This window comes from Embleya sp. NBC_00888 (genome assembly GCF_045207655.1).
In the GTDB taxonomy this organism is placed as follows: Bacteria; Actinomycetota; Actinomycetes; order Streptomycetales; family Streptomycetaceae; genus Embleya.
The window spans coordinates 3,110,831-3,136,382 of sequence record NZ_CP108785.1; the positions used below are offsets into that span (position 1 = coordinate 3,110,831).

Below are 25,552 nucleotides of genomic sequence, written 5' to 3' on the forward strand. Positions count from 1 at the left end.
GGCGGCGGGACGGGCGAGCCGGGTGGCGCGCGGGGCGGGTCAGTGGCCCTCGGGGGCCGTGCCGGGGCGGGCGATCCGGTCGAGTTCGGCGTCGAGCGCGCGGGCGGCGGCGGTGCCGGACATGCGCTCGGGGTAGAGCAGCGCGTGCACGCTCAGGCCGTCGATCAGGGCCAGCAATTCGGCCGTGACCCGGTCCACGTCCACGCCGTCGATCAGCTCGCCGTCGTCGCGGGCGTCGCGCAGGACACCGCGGACGATCACGCTCAGATCCTCGCGTTCGCGGCGGTTGTTCGCGGCGATTTTGGGGGAGACCAGGCCGCGGTGCCACATGGCCACCTCGAGCACGGTCTCCTGAAGGCGGTCCTCGTCCAGGGGAAGCAGGTCGATCAGGCCGGCCCGCAGCGCGGCCAGGCCGAAGCGGCCGGCGGTGAGGTCGAAGAAGCGCCGGGCGATCCGGCGATGCGACCAGTGCACGGCGGCGAGCAGTACGTCGTCGGGGTCGGTCAGGCCGAGTTCGGCAGGCGGCGGATCGAGGGTGGCGGCGATCTCCTCGGGGGTGACCGGCGAGCCGCCCCGGGCCGATACGAGGCGGAACGCGGCGGCGCGTACCCGGTCCTCGTCACGAGCAGCATCCTGGGGAGCCGACATGCCGGCAGCTTAGGGCCTGCCCGGCCGACCGTCGTGGACCCGACACCCTTCTCCACGCCGTGCCGGATCGTCCCGGCGTCGGCGGGGCCGGGCCCCGGCGGTTCGCGGCGGTGCGCGGGCCGGCCGCCGCGTCGCGTCTGGCGCCTCGCGCGACACCACGATGTCGCGCCGCACGTCGCCGCGCGCCCCGCCGGGCGCTCCACGTCGCCCCGCGCCCCGCCCGCCGCGCCGCGTCCGGCCCGCGCCGTCCACCGCCCTCCGGGCTGGGGTGTGTGCGCTACAACACCAGCGACAACAGCAGCACGAACCCGCCCGCGACCACCGAGATGATCGTCTCCATCAGCGACCAGGTCTTCACCGTCTGGCCCACGCTCATCCCGAAGTACTCCTTGACCAGCCAGAATCCCGCGTCGTTGAGGTGGCTGAAGAACAGCGACCCCGCGCCCACGGCCAGCACCAGCAGTGCGGCGTGCGTGCTGCTCATGTCCGCCGCCAGCGGCGCCACCAGGCCCGCCGCCGAGATGGTCGCCACCGTCGCGGAACCGGTGGCCAGTCGGATCGCCACCGCGATCAGCCACGCGAGCAGCAGCGGGGAGATGGCCCAGTCCTCGGATATGTCCAGGACCATCCGGCCGACGCCCACATCGATCAGGGTCTGCTTGAAGCCGCCGCCCGCGCCGACGATCAGCAGGATGCCCGCGATCGGCAGCAGCCCCTTCTCCACCGTGCCGGACAGCCGGTCCCGGGTGAATCCGGCGGCCCGGCCGAGGGTGAACATCGCCACGATCACCGCCGACAGCAGCGCGATCAGCGGTGAGCCGACCACGTCCGCGACCCGCTGGACCCGGTCCGCGGGGTCGTCGACGACGATGTCCACCAGCGCCTTGCCGAGCATCAGCACCACCGGGAGCAGCACGGTGCCCACGGTGACGGCGAAGCCGGGCCGCCGCTTCGGGTCCGCCGAGGAACGCTCGGGGACCAGGTTCTGCGGCGGTGCGATGTCCACCCAGCGCGAGGCGTACCGGCCGAACAGCGGGCCCGCGATGGCCAGCGTCGGGATCGCGACCAGCACGCCGAGCGCGAGCACCACGCCCAGGTCGGCGTCGATCGCGTCGATGGCCGCGAGCGGGCCGGGGTGCGGCGGGACCAGACCGTGCATTACCGACAGGCCGGCCAGCGCCGGGATGCCCACCCGCATCAGCGAGTGGTTGCCGCGCTTGGCCACCAGGAGCACGACCGGGATCAGCAGCACCACGCCGACCTCGAAGAACAGCGGCAGGCCGATGATGCCCGCGATCAGCGCCATCGCCCAGGGCATGGTGCGATCGCTCGCCTTGGCCAGGATGGTGTCCACGATCTGGTCGGCGCCGCCGGAGTCGGCCAGCAGCTTGCCCAGGATCGCGCCGAGCGCGATCAGTACGCCGACGCCCGCGACGGTGGAGCCCAGACCCGAGGTGAAACTGGCGATCGCCTTGTCCATCGGGGCCGCGGCGACCGCGCCGAGCACCAGCGAGCCGATCGTCAACGCCAGGAAGGCATGCAGCTTGAAGCGGCCGATGAGCAGCACGATCACGCCGATGCCGACGAGCACCGCGAGGCCGAGTTGGGCGTGTCCGGCCGAGGTGATCGGCGCGGCCGGCGGCCCCGCCGCCACCATCGGCAGGGCTATCGCGGTCACGAGGTTTCCTGATTCGGTTCCAGGCGGCGCAGCGCGGCGACGGCTTGCTCGGTGACGGCGTCGGGTCCGGGCGAGATGTCGAGCACGAGGCCCGCCTCGTCCGGCTCCAGTGGTTGCAGATCGGCGAACTGCGAGGCGAGCAGGGCCTCGGGCATGAAGTGGCCGGTGCGCCCGCGCAGGCGCTCGGCGATCAGGGCCCGGTCGCCGACCAGATGGACGGTGATCAACTCCGGCGCCGCCAGCCGTAGCCGGTCGCGGTAGCCGCGCTTGAGCGCGGAGCAGCCGACCACACCGCCGGACTGCGCGTGCGCGGCGAGCCAGCCGCCGACGGCGTCCAGCCACGGCGCGCGGTCCACGTCGTCCAACGGGATCCCGGCCGACATCTTGGCGATGTTGGCGGGTGGGTGGAAGTCGTCCGCGTCCGCGTAGGGCACCCGCAGTTCGGTGGCCAGTAGCCGACCGACTGTGGACTTCCCGGTCCCGGACACACCCATGACCACCACGACGTGGGGGGCGTTCATCGATACCTCGCTGTCCTTGCCCGGCTCGTGCTCGGGCGCCGTCCCATACCCAAACGTATAGGTAGTACTTAATCAAGACTTCTGAGCAATTAAGTCATACGTAATCTGATCGGTTCGCGGCACCCCGCCCAGTAGGCTGCCACCATGGAGAACGAGGGCCGGGGCTTGCATATGAAGGTGCTGGAGTCCCTCGGGCCGGCCATCACGGCCGGCGCCTACCCCGCCGGCACGGTTTTGCGCACCGACGATCTGGAACACCGTTTCGAGGTCTCGCGCACCGTGGTCCGCGAGGCGATCCGGGTGCTGGAGTCGATGCAGTTGGTCGAGTCGCGGCGCCGGGTCGGGGTCACCGTCCGGCCGGCCGAGCAGTGGAACGTCTTCGACCCGTACGTGATCCGCTGGCGGCTGGCCGGCGCCGACCGCCCGCGTCAGCTCCGGTCGCTGACCGGACTGCGCTCGGCGATCGAGCCCGCGGCGGCGGCGCTGGCCGCGGCGTCCGCGACGCCGGCCCAGTGCGCCGCGCTGACCGAGCACGCGCTCGGCATGGTCTCCACCTCGCGCGGTCGACAGTTGCAGGCGTACCTCGTGCACGACATCGCCTTCCATCGGGTGATCCTGGCCGCGTCCGGCAACGAGATGTTCGCCCGGCTCGGCGACGTGGTCGCCGAGGTGCTGACCGGCCGCACCCACCACCATGTGATGTTCCCGGATCCGGACCCGGCCGCGGTCACGCTGCACGTCCGGGTCGCCGAGGCGGTCCGCGAGGGCGACGCGGCCGGCGCGGAGCGACTGACCCGCGCGATCACCGTCGGCGCGATGGCGGAACTGGAAGTACTGGCGCCGGAGTCGCCCGCCGAAGCCGATCGCGTCTGAGCATTCGACCCCCGCTCGGAACGGCCGGCAAAAACCGGCAAGATCATCAATCTCCGTGTCCGGAAAGGGACTTCATCTTCGTTGCTGTGGTCCAGACCATTGACCGAGTGGTCTGGACCTCTTAACTTGAGGAACGCACTACGGATGTGGGCATCCGGTGAAAAAGGCGTACGACGCGGACCCGGACCGTTCGAACGTCCTTCGCATTCACTCGTCCCCAAGGAGAGTTCCATGCGTAAAAGGACCATCCTGACGGCGCTGACCATCCCCGCCGTCTCGTTCCCCCTGATGATGGCCGGCACCGCGGGCGCGCACGGTTGGGTCACCAGCCCGCCGAGCCGTGCCGCCTACTGCGCCCAGGGCACCGTCACCAACTGCGGTGAGATCCAGTGGGAACCGCAGAGCGTGGAGGGCCCCAAGGGCTTCCCGGCGGGCGGACCGGCCGACGGCCGACTCTGCGCGGGCGGCAACAGCCGCTTCGCCCCACTCGACGACCCGCGTGGCGGCGCGTGGCCGAGCACTCCGGTGAGTTCCGGATCGAGCAAGACCTTCACCTGGAAGCTGACCGCGCGGCACGCCACCACGACGTTCCGCTACTTCGTCACCAAGGCGAGTTGGAACCCCAGCCAGCCGATCACCCGGGCGCAGTTGGAGAGCACCCCGTTCCTGAGCGTCCCGTACGGCGGGGTCCAGCCCGGCGCGACCGTCTCGCACACCGGCACGCTCCCGGCCGGCCGCAGCGGCAAGGCGGTGATCTTCGCGGTCTGGGACATCGCGGACACCGGCAACGCCTTCTACCAGTGCACCGACGTCACCTTCTGATCCCACCCGGCACGTCCCATGCCGGTACGAACGGGCCGGAGGGTCGCCGCAGCGCGACGACCCTCCGGCCCACCGGCACGCGCGGGCGGCTCACCCGCCGCCGCCGGGTCGGGCCCGTACGTGCATACGCTCGCCCTGGGTGCCGTACAGGCTGAGGAACTCCACCGGCTCCGGCCCGACGCAGGTGAAGGCGTGCGGGGTGCGGGTGTCGAACTCGGCGGCCTCGCCCGCCACCAGCACGAGTTCGTGCTCGCCCAGGTACAGCCGCAGCCGGCCGGACAGGATGTACATCCACTCGTAGCCCTCGTGCGTCTGCAACTCGGGTGCGCTCCCGCCGAGTCCGGGCGGCAGGATCTGTTTGAACGCGTGCAGCCCGCCGCTGTAGCGGGTCAGCGGGATGATGGTCATCCCGTGCCGCTGGATCGGGCGCGCGTGTACCCGCGGATCCCCGGTCTCCGGCGCGTCGACCAACTCGTCCAACTGCACGCCGTACGCCTTCGCCAGCGGGAGCAGCAGTTCCAGGGTGGGTTTGCGCAGCCCGGACTCCAGCCTGGACAACGTGCTGGCCGAGATCCCGGTGCTCTCGCTCAGGTCGGCCAACGTGGTGCCCCGTTCCAGACGCAGGGCTCGCAGGCGCGGGCCGACGGCGGTGAGGACCGAGGTGAGCTCGCCATCTTTCATGGCACCATTTGCCGACTCGGCAACAAGGTTTGTCAATCGCAGTGCGCCGGGCGGACCATTTTCGGCAGGGCGGCGGACCACGTGCCGCCCGCCTCGGCCGGGTACGGCCGGGCGCATCCGCCACCGCCGCAAAGGACTCCCACGATGACCGACGACCAGCTCTCGGAGCACGCCGACCAGCCCTCGGCGGCGGACCTCTGGGACGCCCGCTACGCGGAGAGCCACCGGATCTGGAGCGGCAACCCGAACGCCGCCCTGGTCCGGGAGACCTCCGACCTGGCGCCCGGCCGCGCGCTGGACCTGGGCTGCGGCGAGGGGGCCGACGCGATCTGGCTGGCCAAGCGCGGCTGGCGGGTGACCGCCACCGACGTCTCCCGGATCGCGCTGGAGCGGGCCGCCGAGCACGCGAAGGAGGAGGGGGTCACCGACCTGATCGACTGGCAGTGGCACGACCTGGGCGCGACCTTTCCGGCCGGCACCTTCGACCTGATCTCGGCGCACTTCCTGCACTCGCACGGCGAGTTGGACCGCGACGCGATCCTGCGCACCGCCGCCGCGAACGTCGCGCCCGGCGGCGTGCTGCTGGTGGTCGGCCACTGCGGGTTCCCGGCCTGGGAGACGAACCCGCACCCGGACGTGCGGTTCCCCGCCCCCGACGAGGTGCTGGCCGCGCTCGAACTCCCGGACGGGCAGTGGGAGGTGCTCCGCAGCGAGGAGCACGAGCGGATCCAGAACGACCCCGAGGGCCGGCCCACCACCCGCACGGACAACACCTTGATGGTGCGCCGCCTGGCGGGCTGAGCCGGTCCGCCCGGGCGTCGCCGGCCCCGGGCCACCCGGTCCGAGCGGTCGTGGTGGGCGTGGCGGCGCTTCGGTTCGGGCGTGTTCGTGGGTCGCCGAGCACCGGTCCGCCCGGTCCGAGCGGGCAGGGTGCCGGCGGCGGTGCTTCGGTTCAGACGTGCTCGTGGGTCACCGAGCAGCGGTCCGCCCCGTTCCGGCGGATCCGGCTCGTGCTCCCGTCGGCCCAGGTCACGTGCACGCCCGACGCCGTCGCCAGCACGCGCGGCGCCGCGACGGGCGCGGCGTCCGCCCAGGTCAGCGACAGCACCGTGACCAGCGGGCCGGCGGCCACCGTGCCCTCCAACACGGCCAGTTCGGCGACCTCGCCGAACGCGGTCCCGTGCGGCGCGGAGTCGACCCGGGCCCGGTCCCAGCCGTGCGCGCCGGTCAGCGTGCTGTGTACCGACGCGGTGGCCACCCGCGCGCCGAGGCCGTCGGCCACGGATCGCAACTCGTCGCGGGACGAGGTGGCCGGCGCCCACCCGCTCTCGCGCACGGCGGTGCCCTCGGGCGCCCGGACGTGGTGTACGCGTACCTCGTACGGACCGCGCGCCACGCTGATCGACACGATCCGGGTGTCCGGCACCGGCTGCCCGGCGAGCGTGGGCAGGTGCGCCGAGGCCGCCCACCCGGGGCCGGCGCCCAGCGGCTCGATCCGGCCGCGCCCGGTCGTCCCGCCGGCCAGGACGAGCCCGATGTGGTTGTCCGCCGGATCGCCCTCCCGGGTCGGGCCGGTCAGCGTCGAGTAGGCCAGCCGGGCGTACAGCGGATCGTCCGCGTCGAGGCCGGCGGACGGTGTGGCCGCGGCGGCCGGCTGGTGGTCGGCGCCGTGGTTGACCAGCCGTCCCACGCCGTGCCCGGAGTGCACGAGCAGGCCGGGGCCGGGCAGGCCGAGCGCGGGGTCGACGTCCGCGTCCTCGGCCGGTCCGGCGCTCTCCCGGGCGGTCCACACCTGGTGCCCCTCGGGCAGCAGCAGGCCGACGAAGCCCTTGGCCGCCCAGTACGGCGACGCCGAGCCCGAGTACGCCTGCACGGTCGCCGGGTCCGGGCCGTACCAGCCCAACGACAGCAGGCCGTCGCGGGCCGCGCCGCGGTCCAGGAAGTGCCGCAGCACACCGCTCGCCAGCCGCCGGGTGGTGCCCGGCGGGTACGGCGTGGCGTCCACCAGCGCGCCCAGCCACAGCGGGGCCGCCGCCGCGAACCGGTAGGTCAGCGAACGCCCCTGGTGCAGCGGCGCGCCGGTGCGGTCGAAGAGCCGGCCGTAGCCGGTCAGGAACTCGCGCAGGCGTTCGCGACGGACCGGATCGGCCGGCGTGCCCGCGACCGCCGCGCACAGCAGCGGATACAGGTGCATGGCCCAGCCGTTGTAGTGGTCGAAGTAGCGTCCGGCGCCGTCGGTGTACCACCCGTCGCCGACGTACCACTTCTCGATCCTCGCCAGACCCCGCTCGATCGCGGCGCGGGCCTCGTCGCGGTGCCGGTCGGCCGCTTCCAGGAAGGTGCCCACCGCGACCGGGAAGAGCCACCAGTTGTTGTCCACCGGCTCGTGCCGCAGTGCGCCCGCGAGCCAGTCGGCCGCCCGCTCGCGGGTGGACTCGTCGAGCCGGTCCCACAGTTGATCCTTCGTCAGGTGCAGGGCCAGCGCCACCGACGCGGCCTCGACCATCGCCTGACCGCGGTCGACCACGGCCGGCCAGGACTCGGGATCCGCCGTGCCCGGTGCGGCCGTTCCCGCGCGCAGGCCGTCGGCGTACGGCTCCAGGAGGTCCGCAGGGACCGCGCGGCCGGAGCCGGCGGTGCCGGCGGCGCGCAGTGCCGCGAGCAGGAACGTGCGGGCGTAGCCCTCCAGTCCGTCCGATCGCTCGCCCGACCAACTCGTGCGCCCGGGAAGGGTGATCAGTGCGCCGCCGGGGGAGCGGTACGGGCGCACCGCGGCGAGCAGGCCGTCGGCCACCGCCTCCCAGTGCGCGCGGGTCCAGCCGGTGCACGGGCTCAGCGCGCGATCTTCCGGAGGGAGCACGAAGGGGTGCGGTGTGTTCACGGATCTCCTCGACTGGACGCGCGCGGCCGTCGACACGCTAGGCGGGGTCGATCGATCAGGTCAAGAGTCGGTTTGATCGAACGATCCTTTTCAATCAAAATCGAATGGCGATGCCCTAGGCTGAGGCGGCGGCCGGACAGCAGCCGGACGCAGGGGGGCACGGCCCGGTCCGGGCCGTGCGCTGAACGGAAGGACGACGTCCACGGTGTTGGCGGAACAGCGGCAGGAACTCATTCTCAGGACGGCCCGCGAACAGGGCAGCGTCAAGGTGGTCGAGATCGCCGAGGAACTGGGCGTGTCCCTGGTCACCGTGCGGCGCGACGTCACCGCGCTGGTGGCGAGCGGCCTGTTGGCCCGCGTGCACGGCGGCGCCACCCTCCCGCATGCCCGCCCGTCCGCGCCGGAGCCGGACCGACCGCCCGCGAACGGCCACGACGGCCCGACCGTGGGCATGCTCGTACCGTCCGCCACCTACTACTTTCCGGAGGTCGTGCGCGGCGCCCGGGACGCGGTCGAGGCGATCGGCGGCCGGCTGGTGCTGGGCATCTCGCGCTACCTGCCCAGCGAGGACCGGGACCAGGTGGACCAGTTGTTGCGCGGCGGTGTGGACGGGCTGCTGCTGACCCCCGCGCGCGCGCCGGGGCCGGGCGGCGAGGACGCGTGGATGGGGCGCCTGCCGGTGCCCGTGGTGCTGGTGGAGCGGCGCGCCGAGATCGGCTCCGGGCTCGAACACCTGGACCGGGTGGCCTCCGACCACGCGCTGGGCGCGGCGCAGGCGGTCCGCCGACTGGGCGCGCTCGGCCACGAGCGCATCCTGCTGGTGGCCCGGCTCGGCAGTCCCACCACGCCGGCCGTGCACGCCGGCTACACCGCCGCGATGGCCGCGCTGTCGTTGACCCCGCCGGATCCGGCCGGGGTGGAGACGCCGCATCCGGGCGAGGACGCGGACGGCTTCGACCGGGCGGTCACCCGGGTGATCGAGGCGGCCCGCTCGGGCGCCGCCACCGCCGCGCTGGTGCACAACGACCAGGACGCGCTGCTGCTGGTGTCCCGGCTGCGCGCGGCGGGGCTGGAGGTGCCCGGTGACCTGGCGCTGATCGCCTACGACGACGAGGTGGCCGCGTTGGCCGATCCGCCGCTGAGCGCGATCGCGCCGGCCAAGCACGAGGTCGGCCGGATCGCGGTCGAGCTGCTCGCCGCGCGGCTGGCCGACGGCGACGACGGGCGCGCGCCCCGACACATCTCGCTGGTGCCCAGGCTGCGGCTGCGCGCCACCACGGAGCCGAGCGCCGCGGAGCCGAGCGGCCCGAAGTCGGCCGGCCCGGTGCCGGCCGACGTGAACGATTCGACCGACCCGACCGATTCGATCCGAGCGAGCGAAAGCGAACAAGCCATTCTGTGATCGAACGATCATAGTGAGTTTCGTTTTTCATCGATTGTTCATTTGCTCTTGACGCTGTTCGCTCCTGACCGAATGATGCTCGCTATCGCCTTCGATGCAGGTTCGACCCAGGAGCATCCATGCAGCGCACATCCATCAGACTCGGCACGGCTCTCGTCGGCATAGTCACCGCCCTGAGCCTCGTCACCGGTTGTGGCGGCGGCGACGACAAGAAGAAGGACGCCGGGGCCGCCCCCGCCGCGGGCGGCGGCCCGGGCCAGAAGCAGGAGCTCACCTTCTGGTCCTGGACCAAGGGCACCCAGGAGGTCGTGGACGCGTTCAACAAGTCGCACCCCGACATCCAGGTCAAGTACGAGCAGATCCCCTCCGGCAACGCCGGCGGCTACGCGAAGATGGCCAACGCGGTCAAGGCGGGCAACGCCCCCGACGTGCTCACCATCGAGTACCCGCAGCTGCCGGACTTCGTCAGCCAGGGGGCCGTGCAGGACCTCTCGCCGAAGGTGTCCGGCCTCAAGTCGAAGTTCCCCGCGTCGGTCAACAAGCTGACCGAGCTCGGCGGCAAGACCTGGGCCGTGCCGCTGGACGCGGCGCCGATGGCGCTGTACTACCGCAAGGACTTCTTCACCGACCACAACATCCCGGTGCCCAAGACCTGGGACGAGTACCGGGCCGCCGCCGAGCAGGTCAAGAAGGCCGACCCGAACGCGCGGATCGGCACCTTCTACCCCGACGACCCCAGCACCATGGCCGGGCTGACCTGGCAGGCCGGCGGCTCGTGGTTCGGCACCGAGGGCGACGCCTGGAAGGTCTCGCTGACCGACCCGAACTCGCGCAAGGTCGGCGAGTACTGGAACAAGCTGGTCTCCGACGACCTGGTGCGCGTGCAGCCCTCGTTCAGCCAGCAGTGGAACGCCGACCTCAAGAGCGGCGGCACGGTCGGCATCGTCGGCGCCTCGTGGAGCGCGGGCGTGCTCAAGAGCAGCCAGCCCGACCTGGCCGGCAAGTGGGCGGTCGCGCCGCTGCCGGACTGGGGGACCGCGTCCAACGGCATGCTCGGCGGCTCGACCTTCGCGGTGAGCAAGGACAGCAAGAAGACCAAGGCCGCGCTCACCTTCATCGAGTGGATGACCACCACCAAGGAGGGCATCACCGCGCGGATCGCCAGCGGCACCTCCAGCGCGTACCCCGCCGCCACCGAGTTGGTGCCCACCGCCGCGCAGTCCTTCGACACCGGCTACTTCGGCAAGCAGGACATCTACCCGCTGTTCACCGAGGCCACCGGGAAGATCGGCACCGGCTGGACCTGGGGCCCGTCGATGACGCAGACCAACACCATCCTCAAGGACGGGTTCGGCAAGCTCTCCAGCGGCGGCAGCATCGTGGGCGCCCTGGAGGAGGCCCAGAAGACCACCGTCGAGGACCTGAAGAAGCGCGGCATCTCGGTCAAGAGCTGACCGATCGCCCGCGAAGGGGCGAGAGCCGACCGCTCGCCCGCGACGGGCCGAGAGCAGACCGCTCGCCCCGCGAGGCCGCCCTTCGGCCCGACCCGTGATCCGCAGGCCCCCGGTGCGCTCCGCGCCACCGCGTACCGGGGGACCGCCACGAGGAAGCAGTTCCATGAACACATCCCTGCGCGCCGGACGCCGGCGCCGGAAGACCACCGCCGCGCTGTTCCTGACCCCGTTCTACGCGCTGTTCATCGCCACCATGGTCGTGCCGATCGGCTACGCGATCTGGCTCAGCCTGTTCACCGAGAAGACCTCGGGCCTGGGCTTCGGCGGCACCAGACGTGTGTTCAGCGGCTTCGGCAACTACGCCGACGCGCTCGGCGACGAGAAGTTCCGCGACGGCTTCGTCGCGATCGGGCTGTACTGCCTCCTCTACATCCCGGTGATGGTCGGCACCGCGCTCGCGCTGGCCCTGCTGCTGGACTCGGCGCTGGCCCGGGCCCGCCGGTTCTTCCAACTCGCGCTGTTCCTGCCGCACGCGGTCCCGGGCATCATCGCCGCGCTGATCTGGGTCTACCTCTACACCCCGGGCCTGAGCCCGGTCGTGGAACTGCTCGAATCCGGCGGCATCCACTGGGACTTCCTGGCCTCGGACACCGCGCTGTTCTCGATCGTCAATATCGCCACGTGGGAGTGGATCGGCTACAACATGATCATCTTCTACGCCGCGCTCCAGGCGATCCCGCGCGAGGTGGTCGAGGCGGCCACGGTGGACGGGGCCGGACCCGTGCGCATCGCGGTCTCGGTGAAGATCCCGATGATCCGCGCCGCCGTCGCGATGACGATGTTGTTCACCATCATCGGCTCGCTGCAACTGTTCACCGAGCCGTCCATCCTCAGCGACGCCAACCCCGCCGTGGGCAGCTCGTGGACACCCAACATGTACGCCTACTCGGCCGCCTTCCGCGCCAACGACTTCGGCCTCGCGGCGGCGGCATCGGTGCTGCTCGCCGTCTTCGCCGCGGCACTGTCGTTCGGCGTCACCCGCCTGTCGTCCGGACGGAGGACCGCATGAGCACCACCGTGCAACAACCGGACGGGGCCGCGCCCCCCGCTCCCGCGCCGACCCACACACCCGCGGCCAAGCCCGCCCGCCGCCCGCGCGCCAAGGGCCGCGCCACCGAGGCGCTGATGGGCAAGGTCGCCGTCAACGGCGCCCTGGTGCTGGTCACGCTCTACATGATGTTGCCGCTGGCCTGGCTGCTGATCGCGGCGACCAAGGACATGGGCGGCCTGTTCGGCGGCGACGGTTTCGCGTTCGAGGGGTTCCACTTCACCGAGAACGTCAAGGCCGTCAGCACCGAGGGTGACGGCATCTACTGGCACTGGTATCTCAACAGCCTGCTCTACGCCGGCGTCGGCGCGGGGCTCGGCTCGTTCATCAGCGTGCTCGCCGGCTACGCGTTCGACAAGTTCGACTTCCCCGGCAAGGAGAAGTTGTTCGGCGGCGTGCTGCTGGGCGTGCTCGTACCCACCACCGCCGTCGCGCTGCCGCTGTACCTGCTCGCGTCCAAGGTGGGCCTGGTCAACACCTTCTGGGCGGTGTTCATCCCGGTCATCGTCAACCCGTTCGGGGTCTACCTGGCCCGGGTGTTCAGCGCCGGATACGTCCCCGGCGAGGTGCTCGAAGCCGCCCGGATGGACGGCGCCGGCGAGATCCGGACCTTCTTCGGCGTCGCGATGCCGATGATGATGCCTGGCTTCGTGACCATCTTCCTGTTCCAGTTCACCGCGATCTGGAACAACTTCTTCCTGCCCCTGGTGATGCTCTCCGACCAGAAGCTCTACCCGGTCAGTCTGGGCCTGTACTCGTGGAACACCAACGCGCACGCCTTCCCCGAGTTCTATCCGCTGGTGATCACCGGATCGCTGATGGCCGTGGTTCCGCTGGTCGTCGCGTTCGTCTCGCTCCAGCGCCACTGGCGCTCGGGGCTCTCCGCGGGGAGCGTCAAGTGAGCAATGGCACCACCCGATTCGAGTCCGCCGGCGGTACGGGCGCGCCGCGCCGGCACCGGCCGCGACTGTTGCTCGCGATGGACCCCTCCGTGGCCGCGCGCATCCTCGACGGCGAGGCGCGGGCCCGGCTGAGCACGCTGGCCGACGTCGATCTCGACCTGATCGCCGCCGACTTCGACACGCCGGCCGTCGCCGCCGCGCTGGCCGAGGCGGAAGTACTGTTCACCTGCTGGGGCAGTGCGCCCTTGGACGCGGCGGTACTGGCCCGGGCCCCGCGACTGCGCGCGGTGGTGCACGCGGCCGGTTCGGTCAAACACCACCTCACCGACGCCGCCTGGGAGCGCGGCCTGACCGTCTCCTCGGGAGCCTCGGCGAACGCGCTGCCGGTGGCCGAGTACACGGTCGCCGCGGTGTTGTTCGCCAACAAGAAGGTGTTGCGGATCCGGGACGCGTACCGCGCGGAGCGGCGACTGGTCGACTGGGACGCGCGCTTTCCGGGATTCGGCAACTACCGGCGCACCATCGGCATCGTCGGTGCCTCGCGGATCGGTCGCCGGGTGCTCGAACTGCTCCGCCCGTTCGACTTCGAACTGCTGCTGCACGACCCGTACGTGAGCGCCGAGCAGGCCCGGGCACTGGGCGCGCGTCCGGTGGACCTGGACGAACTGGTCGAGCGCTCGGACGTGGTCAGCGTGCACGCGCCCGAACTGGAGTCCACCCGGCATCTCCTGGACCGTCGCCGACTGGCGCTGATGCGGGACGGCGCGACGCTGATCAACACCGCGCGGGGCTCGCTCGTGGACCAGGACGCGCTCACCGAGGAACTGGTGGCCGGCCGCCTCGACGCGGTCATCGACGTCACCGAGCCGGACGTCCTCCCCGCCGCCTCCCCGCTGTACGACCTGCCCAATGTGCTCCTGACCCCCCACATCGCCGGCTCCCTGGGCGGCGAACTCCGCCGCATGGTCGCCCTGGCCCTCGACGAACTCGACCGCTACACAAGGGGCCTCCCCTTCACCCACGCGGTAGAACCAGCCACCCTCACCCACTCGGCCTAACAGGCCCACGAACGCCGGCCGAACCCAAACCCCACCCCGGCCGGCGTTCGAGGCCCGAGACCACCAATTCGCCAGACCTGACCAAGCCCGGCCCGACCGGCCTTCGAGGCCACGAAGTCGCGAGATCCGGCCCACATCCAGTCCGTCCGGCGTTCGGGGATACCGGTCCACGGATTCGCGAGATCCAACCAAATCCAGCCCGGCGGGCGTTTGAGGCCACCTGAGGCAATCGACTCGCGAGGCCCGCCGAAAGAGATTCAGCCCGGCGAGCATTCGCGGCCACGCGAAACAACCGACCCGCGAGGTCCGCCGAAACCTCAACCCGGCGTCCGGGGCTGCCGATTCGCGAAGTCTGGCCAAATCGAGTCCGACCGGCGTTCGGGGTTACCGGTCGACGGATTCGCGAGATCCAACAAATCCAGCCCGGCGGGCGTTTGAGGCCACCTGAGGCAACCGACCCGCGAGGTCCACCGAAAGAGATTCAGCTCGGCCGGCGTTCGAGGCCAACGCAGCCTGACCGATGCCGAACGTCGGCCGAAACGAAGACGTCGGGGACCTCGCCCACACAACTTCCGGCCCCAGCCGGAGGCACCTGCACGACCCCCCAGACCGGAGGTCACATGCACGGCACCAGACCCTTGACCCTCGCCCTCTCGGCGACCCTCCTGGCCACCACGGTCGGCCTCGTCTCGGCCCAAACCGCGAACGCCACAGCCGCGCCCACGGCCACAGCCGCGCCCACAGCCACAACCGCCCCCACCACCACGTACGTGGATTGCGGCGTCGGCCGACCGAACGCCACCGGGACCTCGCCCGAGGACCCCCTCGGCGACCTGACCCTCGTCAACACCCGCACCCACCAACCCGGCGACCGCATCCTCCTGCGCGCCGGCACCCTGTGCACCGGAACCCTCACCCCGAAAGGCTCGGGTGCCCCGGGCAACCCCATCACCATCGGCGCCTACGGCGAAGGCCCGCGTCCCGTGGTCCAAGGCACCGGAGGCCCCTCCACCGTGCGCCTGGTCGACCAGAGCTGGTGGACCGTACAGGGTTTGCACGTGACCAACCCGGCCCCGACCCGGGCCCTCCGTACCGGAGTCCAGATCGACACCACCACCCCCGACCGCAAGTACGGGATCGTGCTGCGCGACCTGGAGGTCTCCGACGTCGCCGGCTGGAGCGACAAGACCGGCGCCAACGCGGGCTGGTTCTCGGCCTCCGCAGGCATCGTCGTGCTCGGCCGGGCGACCGCCGGACCGATCGAGGGCCTCACGATCGCCGACAACCAGGTGCACGACACCGGTGGCGGCGGCATCAAGATCTCGGTCAAGCCCGCCGACTTCCACCGCGACGTCCTGATCCGGGCGAACACCATCCGCAGCGTGGGCGGCGACGGGATCGTGGTGCACGGCTCGGACGCACCGCTGGTCGAGTACAACCTCTTCGACGACGGCGGAGGCGGCAAGTACCCCTACGTCAACGGCAACTTCGCCGGGATGTGGCCGATCGACTCGCGCGACCCGGTGTTCCAGTACAACGAGGTAACCCGGCAGCGGCCGTCCATCTTCGACTCCACCGCGTGGGACTGCGACGGGGCGATCACCGGCTCGTGCACCTACCAGTACAACTACTCGCACGACAACGGCGGTGGCTTCTACCTCGGTTGCCAGAACTGCACCGCGCTCGGAAACTTCCACGCCACCCAGATCCTGCGCTTCAACATCGCCCAGGACGACTGCCGGATCCGGGCCAACGCGTCGGGCGACAACTCCAGCCCGCTGCGGATGTACAACAACACGTTCTTCTGCCCGAGCAAGAAGCTGGACGTCGAACTGCCCAACGGGCCCTCGGCGAACACGCTCGTCGCCAACAACGTGTTCGTGGCCGGTCAGGGCGCGCTGCCCACCGGGGCGGGCGTCACCTACCAGGCCAACGTCTACCACGGCGGCTTCACCGCGCCGACCGGTGACACCTCGGCGGTGACCACCGATCCCGGTCTGGCCGCACCCGGTACCGCGACCGGCCGCGGCGACGCGGGCGGCTACGCGCTGCTCGCCGGATCTCCCGCACTGGGCACCGGAGTCGCGATACCCGGCATCGGCTCGCGCGACTACTTCGGCAACCCCGTCGCGGCCGGCGGGGTGGGCGTCAACCGGGGCGCGTACAACGGCCTCGCGGTGAGCGCGCCGCTGTATCCGTGGATCGCCGCCGCGTACAACAACGTCGGAATCGGCGACGACGTCAACCCGAACACCGGCGGCCTCGGACTCTCCGGGCGCAGCTACTCCGGACCCGCGCCGGCGGCGGCCGGATGCGTCCCGGGAGGCACGGTCACCGCGGGCGGCGCCGCGTTCACGTGGCACCCGCGCTACGGCCTGCCGGACAACGTCAAGGTCGCCGGCCAGCGGATCGCGCTCACCGGCAGTGGCAGCCGCCTGGTGGTGCTGGGCGCGGGCGCCTACGGCGCACAGAGCGGCGCGGTCACCGTCACCTACACCGACGGCACGGCGACGACGGCGACGCTCGCTCTCGGCGACTGGTGGAGCACCGCGGCGGGCCCCTCCGACCAGGTCGCGGTCCGGGCCGTCTATCACCACAAGCCGCAGACCGACTATCGCAATCCGGCCACGGCACGTTCCGAGGAGGACGTCACGGTACGCGTCGCGTCGCTCGCCATCGACCCCGGGCGGACCGTGGCGTCGGTGACGCTGCCGGCGGGCAGTCCGATCGCGGGACCCGGACTGCACGTGTTCGACCTGAAGGTCGTCTGATGTCCCGCCGGGGACGGGCCGTACGGCCACCACGCGGGTCCGGGTCGCGGACGGGCGACGTACGTCGTCGTCGGCGACGCGTGCTCGGCCGGCCCGCCGTACTCGCCGCGTCGCTCGTGGTCGCCGCGGTGGGCATCCTGGTGGCCCTGCTCGGCCCGTCCCCGGCATCCGGACGGGCGACACCCGACCGCACCCCCGCTCCCGCTCCGAGCCCGGCCTCGCCGACCGCCGTGGATCGGGCCGCCGTGGTCGCGACGGTGGACGAAGTACCGCTCACCGCCGGTGAGTTGCGACGCTCTGCGGTGCGGTTGCGGGCCGAGGTGGTGGCGGAGTTCCCGATCGCCGGTGCGCGTGCCGACTATTGGCGTACCCCGATCGCGGGTCGCACGCCGCACGTGGTGCTGTGGGAGCGGTCCTTGCGCGCGGCCGTCGGGGAAGCGGTGCTGCGCCGCTGGGCCCGGCAGACCGGTGTGTCGACCGACCCGTCCGAGGCGGGCTTTCGGGCCCGCCTGGACGCCGAGAACGCCCGCCGCGCGGCGGCCCGGGCCCAGGGGCGCCCGATGCCGGGTGTACCGAGCTACGACGAGGACGGCTTCGCCCGCAACGAGGTGGCCGAACTCTCCGCCTCGCTACGGGAGTCGCTCGCCGGCCAGGTGGACCTGTCCGAGTCCCGGCTGCGCGAACGGTACGCCGAACTGCTCGCCGCCGTCCCGCCGTCGGCCGAGGCACCGCCCTTCGACCAGGCCCGCGAACGCCTTCGACTCGACCTCCTGTCGGCCGCGTTCGACCGCGAACTGGCGCGACGGGTGGCCGCCGCCCACGTCGTGCCGCTGCCGAACGCCGACACGGTGGTTCGCGCGGCCGAGTAGGCGAGTGCCTCGATGTGCGCGGTGGTGCCGGCGGTGCGTGATCCGAACGGCGCCACCGCGTTCTTCCCGGCTCGGCATCACCGGGCTCGCCCGGCCGGCCCTATGCCGGATGTGCGGGGCTCTCGGTGCTCTCGGTGTGCGTGGCGTCCTGCGCGGCGGTGAAGGTCACGTCGTCGGCGTGGGCGATGATCTCGACCTCGTCGCCCAGGGCCCATTCGGCCACCCGCGAGACCATGTGGGCCGGGACCGCCTCGCTGATGCCGGGCGCGGCGGGGATGTCGTACGTGGCGTGGGCGTCGTGTGGCAGTACCACCCGATGGTCGCGTTCGAGTGCCGCGCGTGCGGTGGCGCCGACGCACATCTCCGACATCACTCCGCATACGGCCAGGTCCGTGACGCCCGCCCGGGTCAGCAGGTCCTCCAGCGGTGTGCCGTCGAAGCCGTCGTCCTCGGTCTTGCGCACCACGAACTCGCGCGGACCGGGCCGTACCGGCAGGCGCAACTCCCAGCCGGGCGTGCCGACTTCGTCGTCCGCACCGACCGGCCCGTCGTTTTGCAGGTGCACCACCAGCGCGCCGCCCGCTCGGGCCCGGTGGACCAGCGCGGCGGCCCGGTCCACCACCCGCTCCGCCGCCGGTACCGCGCCGGCACCGGTGACGAATGCCATCTGGACGTCGACGACGATCAGGGCCGACACGGGTTCCGTCTTCTCCGTCATGGCACCCCATCCTGCCCGGTGGCAGGCTCGGCCGAACCGAAGGGGTTGTCGAGCACCGCGGCGCTGCGACGGGGGTGGCCGGGCGCGCGGCGGCCACGCGTCGGAGACCAGGCCGCGGAACGTGTCGCGGATGGCGTTCGGTGGTTCGCGTTCGCGGAGTGGTGGACCCTGTTGGTGAGCGGGACCGCCCTGCGGTGTCGTTTGGCGGAGACCCGGATGGCGGTGCCGGTGAAGCGGTGGTGGGTGTGGACGCCTTCGGCCGAGTGACGTTCCCCCAGAGCCGTCGTGATCGGCCGACCCGGATTCCGCGGTCGGCCGGCGGATTGCCCGGGGTGACGTGGCCGCGGTGCCGAACCGGTTCCGCGCTGGGGTCGGTTTGCCCGGGTTCGAGGGAAGGTCCCCGACCGGACGACCGGTGTCGGGTGGCGGAGCGGGCCTACTCGTTCGCGGTCGAGCCCGTGGCCCCGTCGGCCCCGTCCCCGTGCGGGGAGTGCGGTGGCGCGGGGTGGTCCGGGTCGACGAGAGCGCCGATCACCCGGTCCAGGGTGGCCAGATCGGCCGGCGCGAGGTCGCGCAGGGACGCGGGGGGCTCGTCCAGGATGCCGCGTGCGATGCGGGCCAGGCGCAGGCCCTCCGGGGTCGCGGTGAGCATGCGCTGGCGCCGGTCGTCGGGGTGCACGGTGCGTTCGATCAGGCCGCGGCGTTCGAGATCGTCGACGACCAGCGTCGTGTAGGGCTTGTCGGTGGACAGCCGTGCGGCCAGTTCGCGCATGGACATCGGACCGGCGGCGACCCGGCGCAGCGCCTTGACCCGGACGAAGCTCAGTCCGGTGGCCTCGGTGACCTCGCGACGGCGGTCGTGGCGTTCCACGACCAGGGCGCGCATCCCGATCCAGACCCGTGCCGCGGCGTCGGCGGGGGTGTCGCGCGCGGTGTCGCGCGCGGGGGAAGCGTTCATTGCCTCACGTCCGTCGTATCGCGTGCCTGGGCGGGCGGGGCCGCGGGCATCAGTTCCGCGCCCGTGCGCTCGGCCGTGCGCCGGGCCCAGCGGCCCGTGGTGAGCATACCGAGGCCCGTGACGGCGACGCCGCAGCCCAGCACGATCCACCACCCGGTGTGCGTGGCGGCGGCCAGACCGGCGGCGCCGGGGGCGGCCAGGACGGACGCCATCGTGGCGCCGACCACCGCGACTCCCAAGGCCTGGCCGACCTGGCGACTGGTGGACGCGATCGCGGCGGCGACGCCCGCCTGGGCGCGCGGCATCCCGGACACCGCGGTGTTCGTGATCGGCGCGTTCACCAGTCCGAATCCACTGCCGAACAGGGCGTAGGCGGTGATCAATCGAGCGGTGGAGGTGTCCTCGCCGAGTCCGACCAGCAATCCTGCACCGGCCGCCATCGCGAGGCCGGCGGCGATCAGCGGTAGGCGCGGGCCCACCAGGGTGAGCAGCCGCCCGGAGATCGGCGAGCACACGACGGTCGCCAACGCCATCGGCAGCGTGTGCAGACCGGCCTCGGTCGGCGAGAAGCCGCGTGCGTCCTGGAGGTAGAGGGTGTTCAGGAAGAGGAATCCGGACATCGACGCGAACGCGCACACCGCGATCACGGTCGCGCCTGCGAACGGCACGCTGTGGAAGAAGCGCAGGTCGATCAGGGGTTCCGGGCGCCGGGGTGCCCAGCGGAGCAGGCCCGCCACGCAGCCGGCGGCGAGGGTGAACAGCGCGATGATCGGGGGCGATGACCAGCCCGCCTCGGGGCCTTCGATGATCGCGTAGGTCAGGGACAGCAGGAACGTGAACACCAGTACCTGGCTGACCGGGTCGGCGCGCCTGGGGTGCGGCGCCTTGGACTCGGGGACGAACAGCGCGGTGAGGACGATCGCGGCGAGCGCGACGGGCAGGTTGATCCAGAACACCGAGCGCCAGCCGGCCGAGTCGACCAGGGCGCCGCCCACGATCGGCCCGAGTGCCATCGCCACCCCGACCACCGCGCCCCACACGCCGATCGCGCGGGCGCGTTCGCGGGGCTCGGTGAAGGTGTTGGTGACGATCGACATCGCGACGGGGGTGAGCATCGACCCGCCGACGGCTTGTACCACCCGGAACACGATCAGCCACTCGAGACCGGGGGCCAGGCCGCACAGCAGCGAGCCCACGGCGAAGAGCACGAGTCCGGTCTGGAAGACCCGGCGCCGGCCGATGCGATCGGCGGTCGAGCCGGCGAGCATGAGCAGCGCGGCGAGCACGAGCGTGTAGGCGTCGATGGTCCATTGCAGTTGGGACACCGAGGCGTCCAGGTCGCTGCGGATCGCGGGCAGGGCGATGTTCAGGATGGTGTTGTCGAGCCCGACGATGAACAGGCTCAGGCAACAGGTCACCAGGACGACGAGCTTCCTGCGGCGACCGACCGACCCGTCGTCGCCGCCACCTCCGGATTCGGCCGTGCTCTCGGCGGCGGACATGGACCACCCCAATCGTTATAGCAATACAACCATTACTGTTGTACAACCAATTGGAGCGGGTGGTCAACCGATGGCCGATGTCCCCCATGCCTTGATTCCCGGGCCGGGGGAGCGTGCCGCCGTTGGGTCGATTCGCCGGGTGCGGGCGTTGACAGGGCGCCGGCAAGAGAGGTGAATGGGAGCGGAACCCCCGTTTCCCCCAACGACGTTGCGCTGGTTGCCGGTCGCGGCTCACCCATGCCTGTCGGGCCGCGTCGCCCACGTGCACAACCGTGCGCAGCCCCTACACGACCGCGCCCTCGGGCTTTGGGGCCTCGGCGCCCGCAAGTCCGTATGCCCTCGCAGTGTCAGGAAGGGCCCCGATGTACTCGTGCCCGAGTTTCACCGTTACCACCGTCCTGACGGACTCCTCGGCCGTGGTCACCGTGATCGGCGAGATCGACGTGGACGCCGTACCCGAACTCCAATTCGCCCTCGATCGATGCCTCGACCAACGGCCCGGCGCGCTTCGGCTGGACCTGAGCGCGGTGCGGTTCTGCGACTGCGCCGGCTTGAACGCCCTGCTCCGGGCTCGGCTGCGCGCGCGAGGGGTCGGTACGACCCTGGTGCTGTACGGCGTTCCTCCGGTGGTGGCCCGGCTGCTGGCACTGACCGAGACCGAGGGCCTGTTCGGGAGAAGGATCGCGGCCTGACCCCGCCCGCGCCGGGCGACGTGACCTCCGACCCGACGTGCGACACGTGTCGGCCGGGGTGACCGGGCGGACGCTCGCGCTCGGGTGGCGGGCGGTTACGCTCGGGTGGCGAGCGTCTCGTCGCCGGCCGGTACGTCCCGATCCGGCCCGGTCGGCCGAACCGCACGGGTCGGTGGCGGATCGGGCCGGGCCGAGGGTGCCGCGGCGGCCGTTTCCCGGGCGATGAAGGAGCCGAGTTCGGCGATCGTACTCATCAACGGCGCGGGGAAGACGACGGTGGTGTTCTTGTCCACGCCGAGTTCGACCAGGCTCTGCAGATTGCGCAGTTGCAGAGCGAGCGGGTGGGCCGTCATGGTGTCCGACGCGTCGCCCAGCGCTGCCGCCGCGAGCGACTCGCCCTCGGCGTTGATGATCTTCGCTCGCTTCTCCCGCTCCGCCTCGGCCTGTCTGGCCATCGCGCGCTTCATGGTGTCCGGCAGTTGGATGTCCTTGAGCTCGACGAGGGTGACCTGGACGCCCCACTCGGCCGTGGTCACGTCGAGGATCCGCCGGATGTCGAGGTTGATCGTGTCGGTCTCGGACAACGTCTCGTCGAGCGTGTGCCGGCCGACCACCTTGCGCAGGGTGGTCTGCGCGATCTGGTCGATGGCCGCGTGCACGTTCTCGATCGCGACCACGGATTTCACCGCGTCCACGACCCGGAAATAGGCGACGGCCGACACGTCGACGCTGACGTTGTCGCGGGTGATGATGCCCTGCGACTGGATCGGCTTGGTGATGATCCGCAGCGACACCCGGTGCAGGATGTCGACGAACGGAATGATCAGGTGGAATCCGGGCGCCCGCACTCCCCGAACCCGGCCGAGCCGGAACAGTACGCCCAGCTCGTACTGCTTGACGATCTTCACCGCGAAGCCGAACCACAGCAGGAGAAGGACCGCCAGAACGACGCCCAGAATGATCAGGATGGCCACGATGCGCCTCGGTTGCTCGGTCGTTCCTCGTATGGCGCACCCCGATCCGGCGGCACCGATCCGAGGGCGCGCCTTCAAGTGTTGCGCGCCCGCCGCCGTGCTCGAATCACCCACCCGCTCGGGCCTTTGCCCACTCGTCGCGACCGCTCCGGGCCGTCCTCGAACCGCGTTTCCGATGCGTGTGCCGAAGGGCGGTCACACTTTCCCGGCGGGGTCCGTCAAGGCTGTGTCGAGCACACCGGGGCAGCCGGAAGCCGGACTTCACCGAGGGAGAGAACCATGGAGACACGTTCGAGGATCGCCGTCGTCGGAGCGACCGGTCGGGCCGGGCGGCACGTGGTCGACGTCCTTCGCGAGCGGGGCCACGAGGTCGTCCCGATCTCCCGGTCGGTCGGCGTGGACGTGATCAGCGGCGCGGGTCTGGAGGCGGCGTTGGCCGGTGTCGAGTGCGTCATCGACGTGTCCAGCACGCCGTCGCCGGAGCAGCGCGAGGCCACCGAGTTCTTCACCACCTCGGCCCGCAACCTGCAGGAGGCGGGCGCCAAGGCGGGCGTGCGCCGGTTGGTGGTGGCCTCGATCATCGGCATCGACGCGTCGGTCGCGGGCTACAACGCGGCCAAGTCGGCCCACGAGCGGGCGGTGCAGGACGGTCCGGTCCCGGTGCGGATCCTGCGCGCGGCCCAGTTCCACGAGTTCGTGGAGGAGTTGGCGAACTGGGGGCTCCAGGGGGACGTGTGCTTCGTGCCGAGGATGCGCACCCGGCTGGTGGCCGCGCGCGCCGTCGCGGAGAGCCTGGTCGACCTGGCCACCGACCCCGAGCCGACGGCGGAGCAGGTCGGGGCGCCGTTCCCGGAGATCGCCGGTCCGCGCGAGGAGAACCTCGCCGAGATGGCGAAGCTGGTGCTGGTGCGGCGCGGTCGGGACGTGCGGATCGAAGAGGTGAGCGATCCGGCCGATCCGGACCGCGACCTGTTCGAGAACGGCGGCCTGCTGCCCGGCCCGCACGCCCGGCTGGCCGGCCCGACCTACGCGGACTGGCTCGATACCCGGGCGTGAGCATGCTCTCGGGCGTTGGCGTTGGCGTTGGCGTTGGCGTTGGCGTTGGCGTGGGCGTTGGCGTGGGCGTGGGCGTGGGCGTGGGTGTGGACCCGGGCGTGGGTGTGGGCCCGGGCCCGGCGCGGTACGTGCCGGGCCGGGGGTTCGGCGTACGCAGTGGGTGGGTCGCCGACGACCCGCCGGTCGGGCAGGGGTGCCCGGGTCGGCGGGTCGGCGGGCCGTTCGTCCTCGGCTGCTGGGGCGCTCGGCTCAGGCGGCGGGTGCCCGGCGGGTGTTCCAGATCTCGCGTTCGGCGCCCTGGGGGTCGCGCACGACGCGCGGGGTGGTGTCCCACACCATCGTGTCGCGGTGCTCGTGGGTGTAGCGCGGCCACTGGGCACCCGGGTCGAGGTCGCGGATGAAGGCGACCCAGGCGCCGTGCATCGCGTCGGCCAGCTTCTGCGGGGCGTCGGGGCCGGTCGCGTTCTCCGCGCCGTCGGCGGCGAGCAGGTCGAAGGCGAACGGCAGGTCGAGGCAGTGGAACGCCTTGCCGCCGAACATCGGCGCGCTGGACAGCCATTCGAACGTGTAGAGCCAGGTCGGCCGGTCCTGACCCGCGCGGGCCTCGGCGATCGAGACGGCGGCGCCCCGGAACAGCGTGTCGGTGAGCGCCTGGCCGATCACCTGGGCGGGGGTCGCGCCCTCGTGCAGGGCGAGATATGCCTCGATGCCCTCGGGTGGCAGGCCGACCGAACCGAGGATGCCCATGGCGGCCTCGATCGGGGCGTCCGGCATGCCGAACTCGGCGGCGGCGTTGAACTCGTGGTGGGTCGCGCCGAGCATCAGCGGCACGGGTGTGGCCGAGCCGTCGCGGAAGGCCGCGTGTACGTCCTCGGGGACCAACTCGCCGTCGGTGAACGGCGCCAGGAGCAGTCCGGGCAGCGCCGCGGAACCCTCCTCGGGCGCGGTGACCAGGTCCTGCAACCGTTGCATCTCGTCGTGCGAGACGTCGCGCAGCGCGGCGGCGGTCGCGGGTAGACCGGTGCGGGCGGTGAAGAGTTCGGACACGGCGAGGCCGGCCGCGCGGCTCTGCGGCTCCATCACGGCGCCGGAGACCGAGATCGCGGCCCGGAAGAGGTCGTGCGCGGACGGGGTGACCATGAGCGTCTGTACCGCGCCGCCACCGGCGGACTGACCGGCGATGGTGACCTTGGCCGGGTCGCCGCCGAAGGCCGCGATGTTGTCCCGGACCCAGCGCAGCGCGGCGATCCAGTCCAGCACGCCGCGGTTGTCGGGGGCGCCCTCCAGGTGCAGGAAGCCCTCGATGCCCAGCCGGTAGCCGAGCGAGACCAGGACGACGCCGTCCCGGTTGAACGCGCTGCCCTCGTACCAGGGACTGGCGGCGGAACCGGCCACGAAGCCTCCGCCGTGGATCCAGACCAGGACCGGCAGCCCGGCGTCCGTGTCCGCGTTTGTGTCCGTGTCCGGGCTCGGGCTCGGGTTCGCGCTCGGGTTCGGGTTCGGGGTGAACACGTTGACGCTCAGCACGCCGTCACCGGGGATCGACGGTTCCGGGATGATCGTCGGCCCGTCGCCGAAGCTGCGGCGCTGGGCGGTGGGGCCGTACGCGGTGGCGTCCAGCGGCTCGGTCCACGCCTCGGGGGCCTCGGGCGCGGCGAAGCGCAGGTCGCCGACGGGGGGCTTGGCGTACGGAATGCCCAGGAAGCGGGCGGACCGGCCCTGCCACGAACCCCGGACGGGGCCGAGGGTGGTGGTGACGAGCGGCTGGTTGGACACGGGTTCATCCTTTGCGCGGAGGGGTCGAGCGGCTCACACGGGGGCGAATCCCGAGCGGTCCATGGCCGAGTATCGACCCCGATTCATAAATATTACAAGACGTGAAAAAAATATGACCGCCCACGCGGCCACGCGACCATGCGCCCACGGAGCCGCGGTGCCGTTGGGCCGCGGTGCCGTTGGGCCACGGTGGCGCCGAGTTGCCGAC

Annotated in this window: 22 protein-coding genes; 12 read left to right on the forward strand and 10 right to left on the reverse strand. The window is 71.8% G+C overall.

Annotation, left to right across the window (positions count from 1 at the left end; all coding sequences use genetic code 11):
• Positions 1 to 39: 39 nt before the first annotated feature.
• The 3 genes from OG948_RS48035 to OG948_RS48045 form a co-directional block, all read right to left on the reverse strand.
• Positions 40 to 648 (reverse strand): TetR family transcriptional regulator C-terminal domain-containing protein, encoded by a 609-nt coding sequence (locus tag OG948_RS48035; RefSeq protein WP_331771342.1) that lies wholly within the window; start codon positions 646 to 648, stop codon positions 40 to 42.
• Positions 649 to 925: 277 nt separating this feature from the next.
• Positions 926 to 2,305 carry a gluconate:H+ symporter gene (locus OG948_RS48040; RefSeq protein ID WP_406300903.1) on the reverse strand — a complete coding sequence of 460 codons (1,380 nt, stop codon included), beginning with the start codon at positions 2,303 to 2,305 and terminating at the stop codon, positions 926 to 928.
• Positions 2,306 to 2,322: 17 nt separating this feature from the next.
• The gene (locus OG948_RS48045) at positions 2,323 to 2,847 is read right to left on the reverse strand and encodes a gluconokinase (protein ID WP_331771344.1); all 525 of its coding nucleotides are present in this window, start codon (positions 2,845 to 2,847) and stop codon (positions 2,323 to 2,325) included.
• 144 nt (positions 2,848 to 2,991) lie between these two features.
• Between OG948_RS48045 and OG948_RS48050 the strand changes: the two genes are divergently transcribed.
• A complete protein-coding gene (locus OG948_RS48050) occupies positions 2,992 to 3,720 on the forward strand; it encodes an FCD domain-containing protein (RefSeq protein WP_331771345.1) in 729 nt (242 codons plus the stop codon).
• 231 nt (positions 3,721 to 3,951) lie between these two features.
• A complete protein-coding gene (locus OG948_RS48055) occupies positions 3,952 to 4,542 on the forward strand; it encodes a lytic polysaccharide monooxygenase (RefSeq protein WP_331771346.1) in 591 nt (196 codons plus the stop codon).
• Between the two features lie 90 nt (positions 4,543 to 4,632).
• Here the strand turns inward: OG948_RS48055 and OG948_RS48060 are convergent, their stop codons facing one another.
• Complete coding sequence (locus OG948_RS48060) at positions 4,633 to 5,223, reverse strand: XRE family transcriptional regulator (protein ID WP_331771347.1); 591 nt, start codon at positions 5,221 to 5,223, stop codon at positions 4,633 to 4,635.
• Between the two features lie 144 nt (positions 5,224 to 5,367).
• Between OG948_RS48060 and OG948_RS48065 the strand changes: the two genes are divergently transcribed.
• Positions 5,368 to 6,024, forward strand: coding sequence for a class I SAM-dependent methyltransferase (locus OG948_RS48065; protein WP_331771348.1), 657 nt, complete (start codon positions 5,368 to 5,370; stop codon positions 6,022 to 6,024).
• Positions 6,025 to 6,175: 151 nt separating this feature from the next.
• On the opposite strand, the gene OG948_RS48070 is transcribed toward OG948_RS48065, so the two are convergent.
• Positions 6,176 to 8,104 carry a DUF2264 domain-containing protein gene (locus tag OG948_RS48070; protein WP_331771349.1) on the reverse strand — a complete coding sequence of 643 codons (1,929 nt, stop codon included), beginning with the start codon at positions 8,102 to 8,104 and terminating at the stop codon, positions 6,176 to 6,178.
• 205 nt (positions 8,105 to 8,309) lie between these two features.
• Between OG948_RS48070 and OG948_RS48075 the strand changes: the two genes are divergently transcribed.
• The 7 genes from OG948_RS48075 to OG948_RS48105 all read left to right on the forward strand — a co-directional run bounded on the left by OG948_RS48075 (position 8,310) and on the right by OG948_RS48105 (position 17,668).
• A complete protein-coding gene (locus OG948_RS48075; RefSeq protein ID WP_331771350.1) occupies positions 8,310 to 9,506 on the forward strand; it encodes a substrate-binding domain-containing protein in 1,197 nt (398 codons plus the stop codon).
• Positions 9,507 to 9,625: 119 nt separating this feature from the next.
• Positions 9,626 to 10,960 carry a sugar ABC transporter substrate-binding protein gene (locus OG948_RS48080; protein WP_331771351.1) on the forward strand — a complete coding sequence of 445 codons (1,335 nt, stop codon included), beginning with the start codon at positions 9,626 to 9,628 and terminating at the stop codon, positions 10,958 to 10,960.
• Between the two features lie 163 nt (positions 10,961 to 11,123).
• The gene (locus tag OG948_RS48085; protein ID WP_331771352.1) at positions 11,124 to 12,029 is read left to right on the forward strand and encodes a sugar ABC transporter permease; all 906 of its coding nucleotides are present in this window, start codon (positions 11,124 to 11,126) and stop codon (positions 12,027 to 12,029) included.
• Complete coding sequence (locus OG948_RS48090) at positions 12,026 to 12,970, forward strand: carbohydrate ABC transporter permease (protein ID WP_406300669.1); 945 nt, start codon at positions 12,026 to 12,028, stop codon at positions 12,968 to 12,970. The genes OG948_RS48085 and OG948_RS48090 overlap by 4 nt, the downstream gene beginning before the upstream one ends.
• 77 nt (positions 12,971 to 13,047) lie before the next feature.
• On the forward strand, positions 13,048 to 14,028 hold the full coding sequence (locus OG948_RS48095; RefSeq protein WP_331773544.1) for a hydroxyacid dehydrogenase: 981 nt from the start codon (positions 13,048 to 13,050) through the stop codon (positions 14,026 to 14,028).
• Between the two features lie 620 nt (positions 14,029 to 14,648).
• A complete protein-coding gene (locus OG948_RS48100) occupies positions 14,649 to 16,799 on the forward strand; it encodes a right-handed parallel beta-helix repeat-containing protein (protein WP_331771353.1) in 2,151 nt (716 codons plus the stop codon).
• Positions 16,800 to 16,879: 80 nt separating this feature from the next.
• Complete coding sequence (locus OG948_RS48105) at positions 16,880 to 17,668, forward strand: hypothetical protein (protein ID WP_406300670.1); 789 nt, start codon at positions 16,880 to 16,882, stop codon at positions 17,666 to 17,668.
• A gap of 100 nt (positions 17,669 to 17,768) precedes the next feature.
• On the opposite strand, the gene OG948_RS48110 is transcribed toward OG948_RS48105, so the two are convergent.
• The 3 genes from OG948_RS48110 to OG948_RS48120 form a co-directional block, all read right to left on the reverse strand.
• Entirely contained in the window at positions 17,769 to 18,386 is a 618-nt protein-coding gene (locus OG948_RS48110; protein ID WP_331771355.1) for an isochorismatase family protein, read from the reverse strand.
• Positions 18,387 to 18,822: 436 nt separating this feature from the next.
• Entirely contained in the window at positions 18,823 to 19,344 is a 522-nt protein-coding gene (locus tag OG948_RS48115) for a MarR family transcriptional regulator (protein ID WP_331771356.1), read from the reverse strand.
• A complete protein-coding gene (locus OG948_RS48120; protein ID WP_331771357.1) occupies positions 19,341 to 20,846 on the reverse strand; it encodes a DHA2 family efflux MFS transporter permease subunit in 1,506 nt (501 codons plus the stop codon). The genes OG948_RS48115 and OG948_RS48120 overlap by 4 nt, the downstream gene beginning before the upstream one ends.
• Before the next feature lie 362 nt (positions 20,847 to 21,208).
• Between OG948_RS48120 and OG948_RS48125 the strand changes: the two genes are divergently transcribed.
• A complete protein-coding gene (locus OG948_RS48125; protein ID WP_331771358.1) occupies positions 21,209 to 21,538 on the forward strand; it encodes an STAS domain-containing protein in 330 nt (109 codons plus the stop codon).
• Positions 21,539 to 21,633: 95 nt separating this feature from the next.
• Here OG948_RS48125 and OG948_RS48130 read toward each other — a convergent pair whose 3' ends face one another.
• Positions 21,634 to 22,512 carry a slipin family protein gene (locus tag OG948_RS48130; RefSeq protein ID WP_331771359.1) on the reverse strand — a complete coding sequence of 293 codons (879 nt, stop codon included), beginning with the start codon at positions 22,510 to 22,512 and terminating at the stop codon, positions 21,634 to 21,636.
• Between the two features lie 279 nt (positions 22,513 to 22,791).
• On the opposite strand from OG948_RS48130, the gene OG948_RS48135 reads away from it, so the two are divergent.
• The gene (locus OG948_RS48135; protein ID WP_331771360.1) at positions 22,792 to 23,568 is read left to right on the forward strand and encodes an NAD(P)H-binding protein; all 777 of its coding nucleotides are present in this window, start codon (positions 22,792 to 22,794) and stop codon (positions 23,566 to 23,568) included.
• A gap of 249 nt (positions 23,569 to 23,817) precedes the next feature.
• Here the strand turns inward: OG948_RS48135 and OG948_RS48140 are convergent, their stop codons facing one another.
• Entirely contained in the window at positions 23,818 to 25,344 is a 1,527-nt protein-coding gene (locus OG948_RS48140) for a carboxylesterase family protein (protein WP_331771361.1), read from the reverse strand.
• Positions 25,345 to 25,552: the final 208 nt, after the last annotated feature.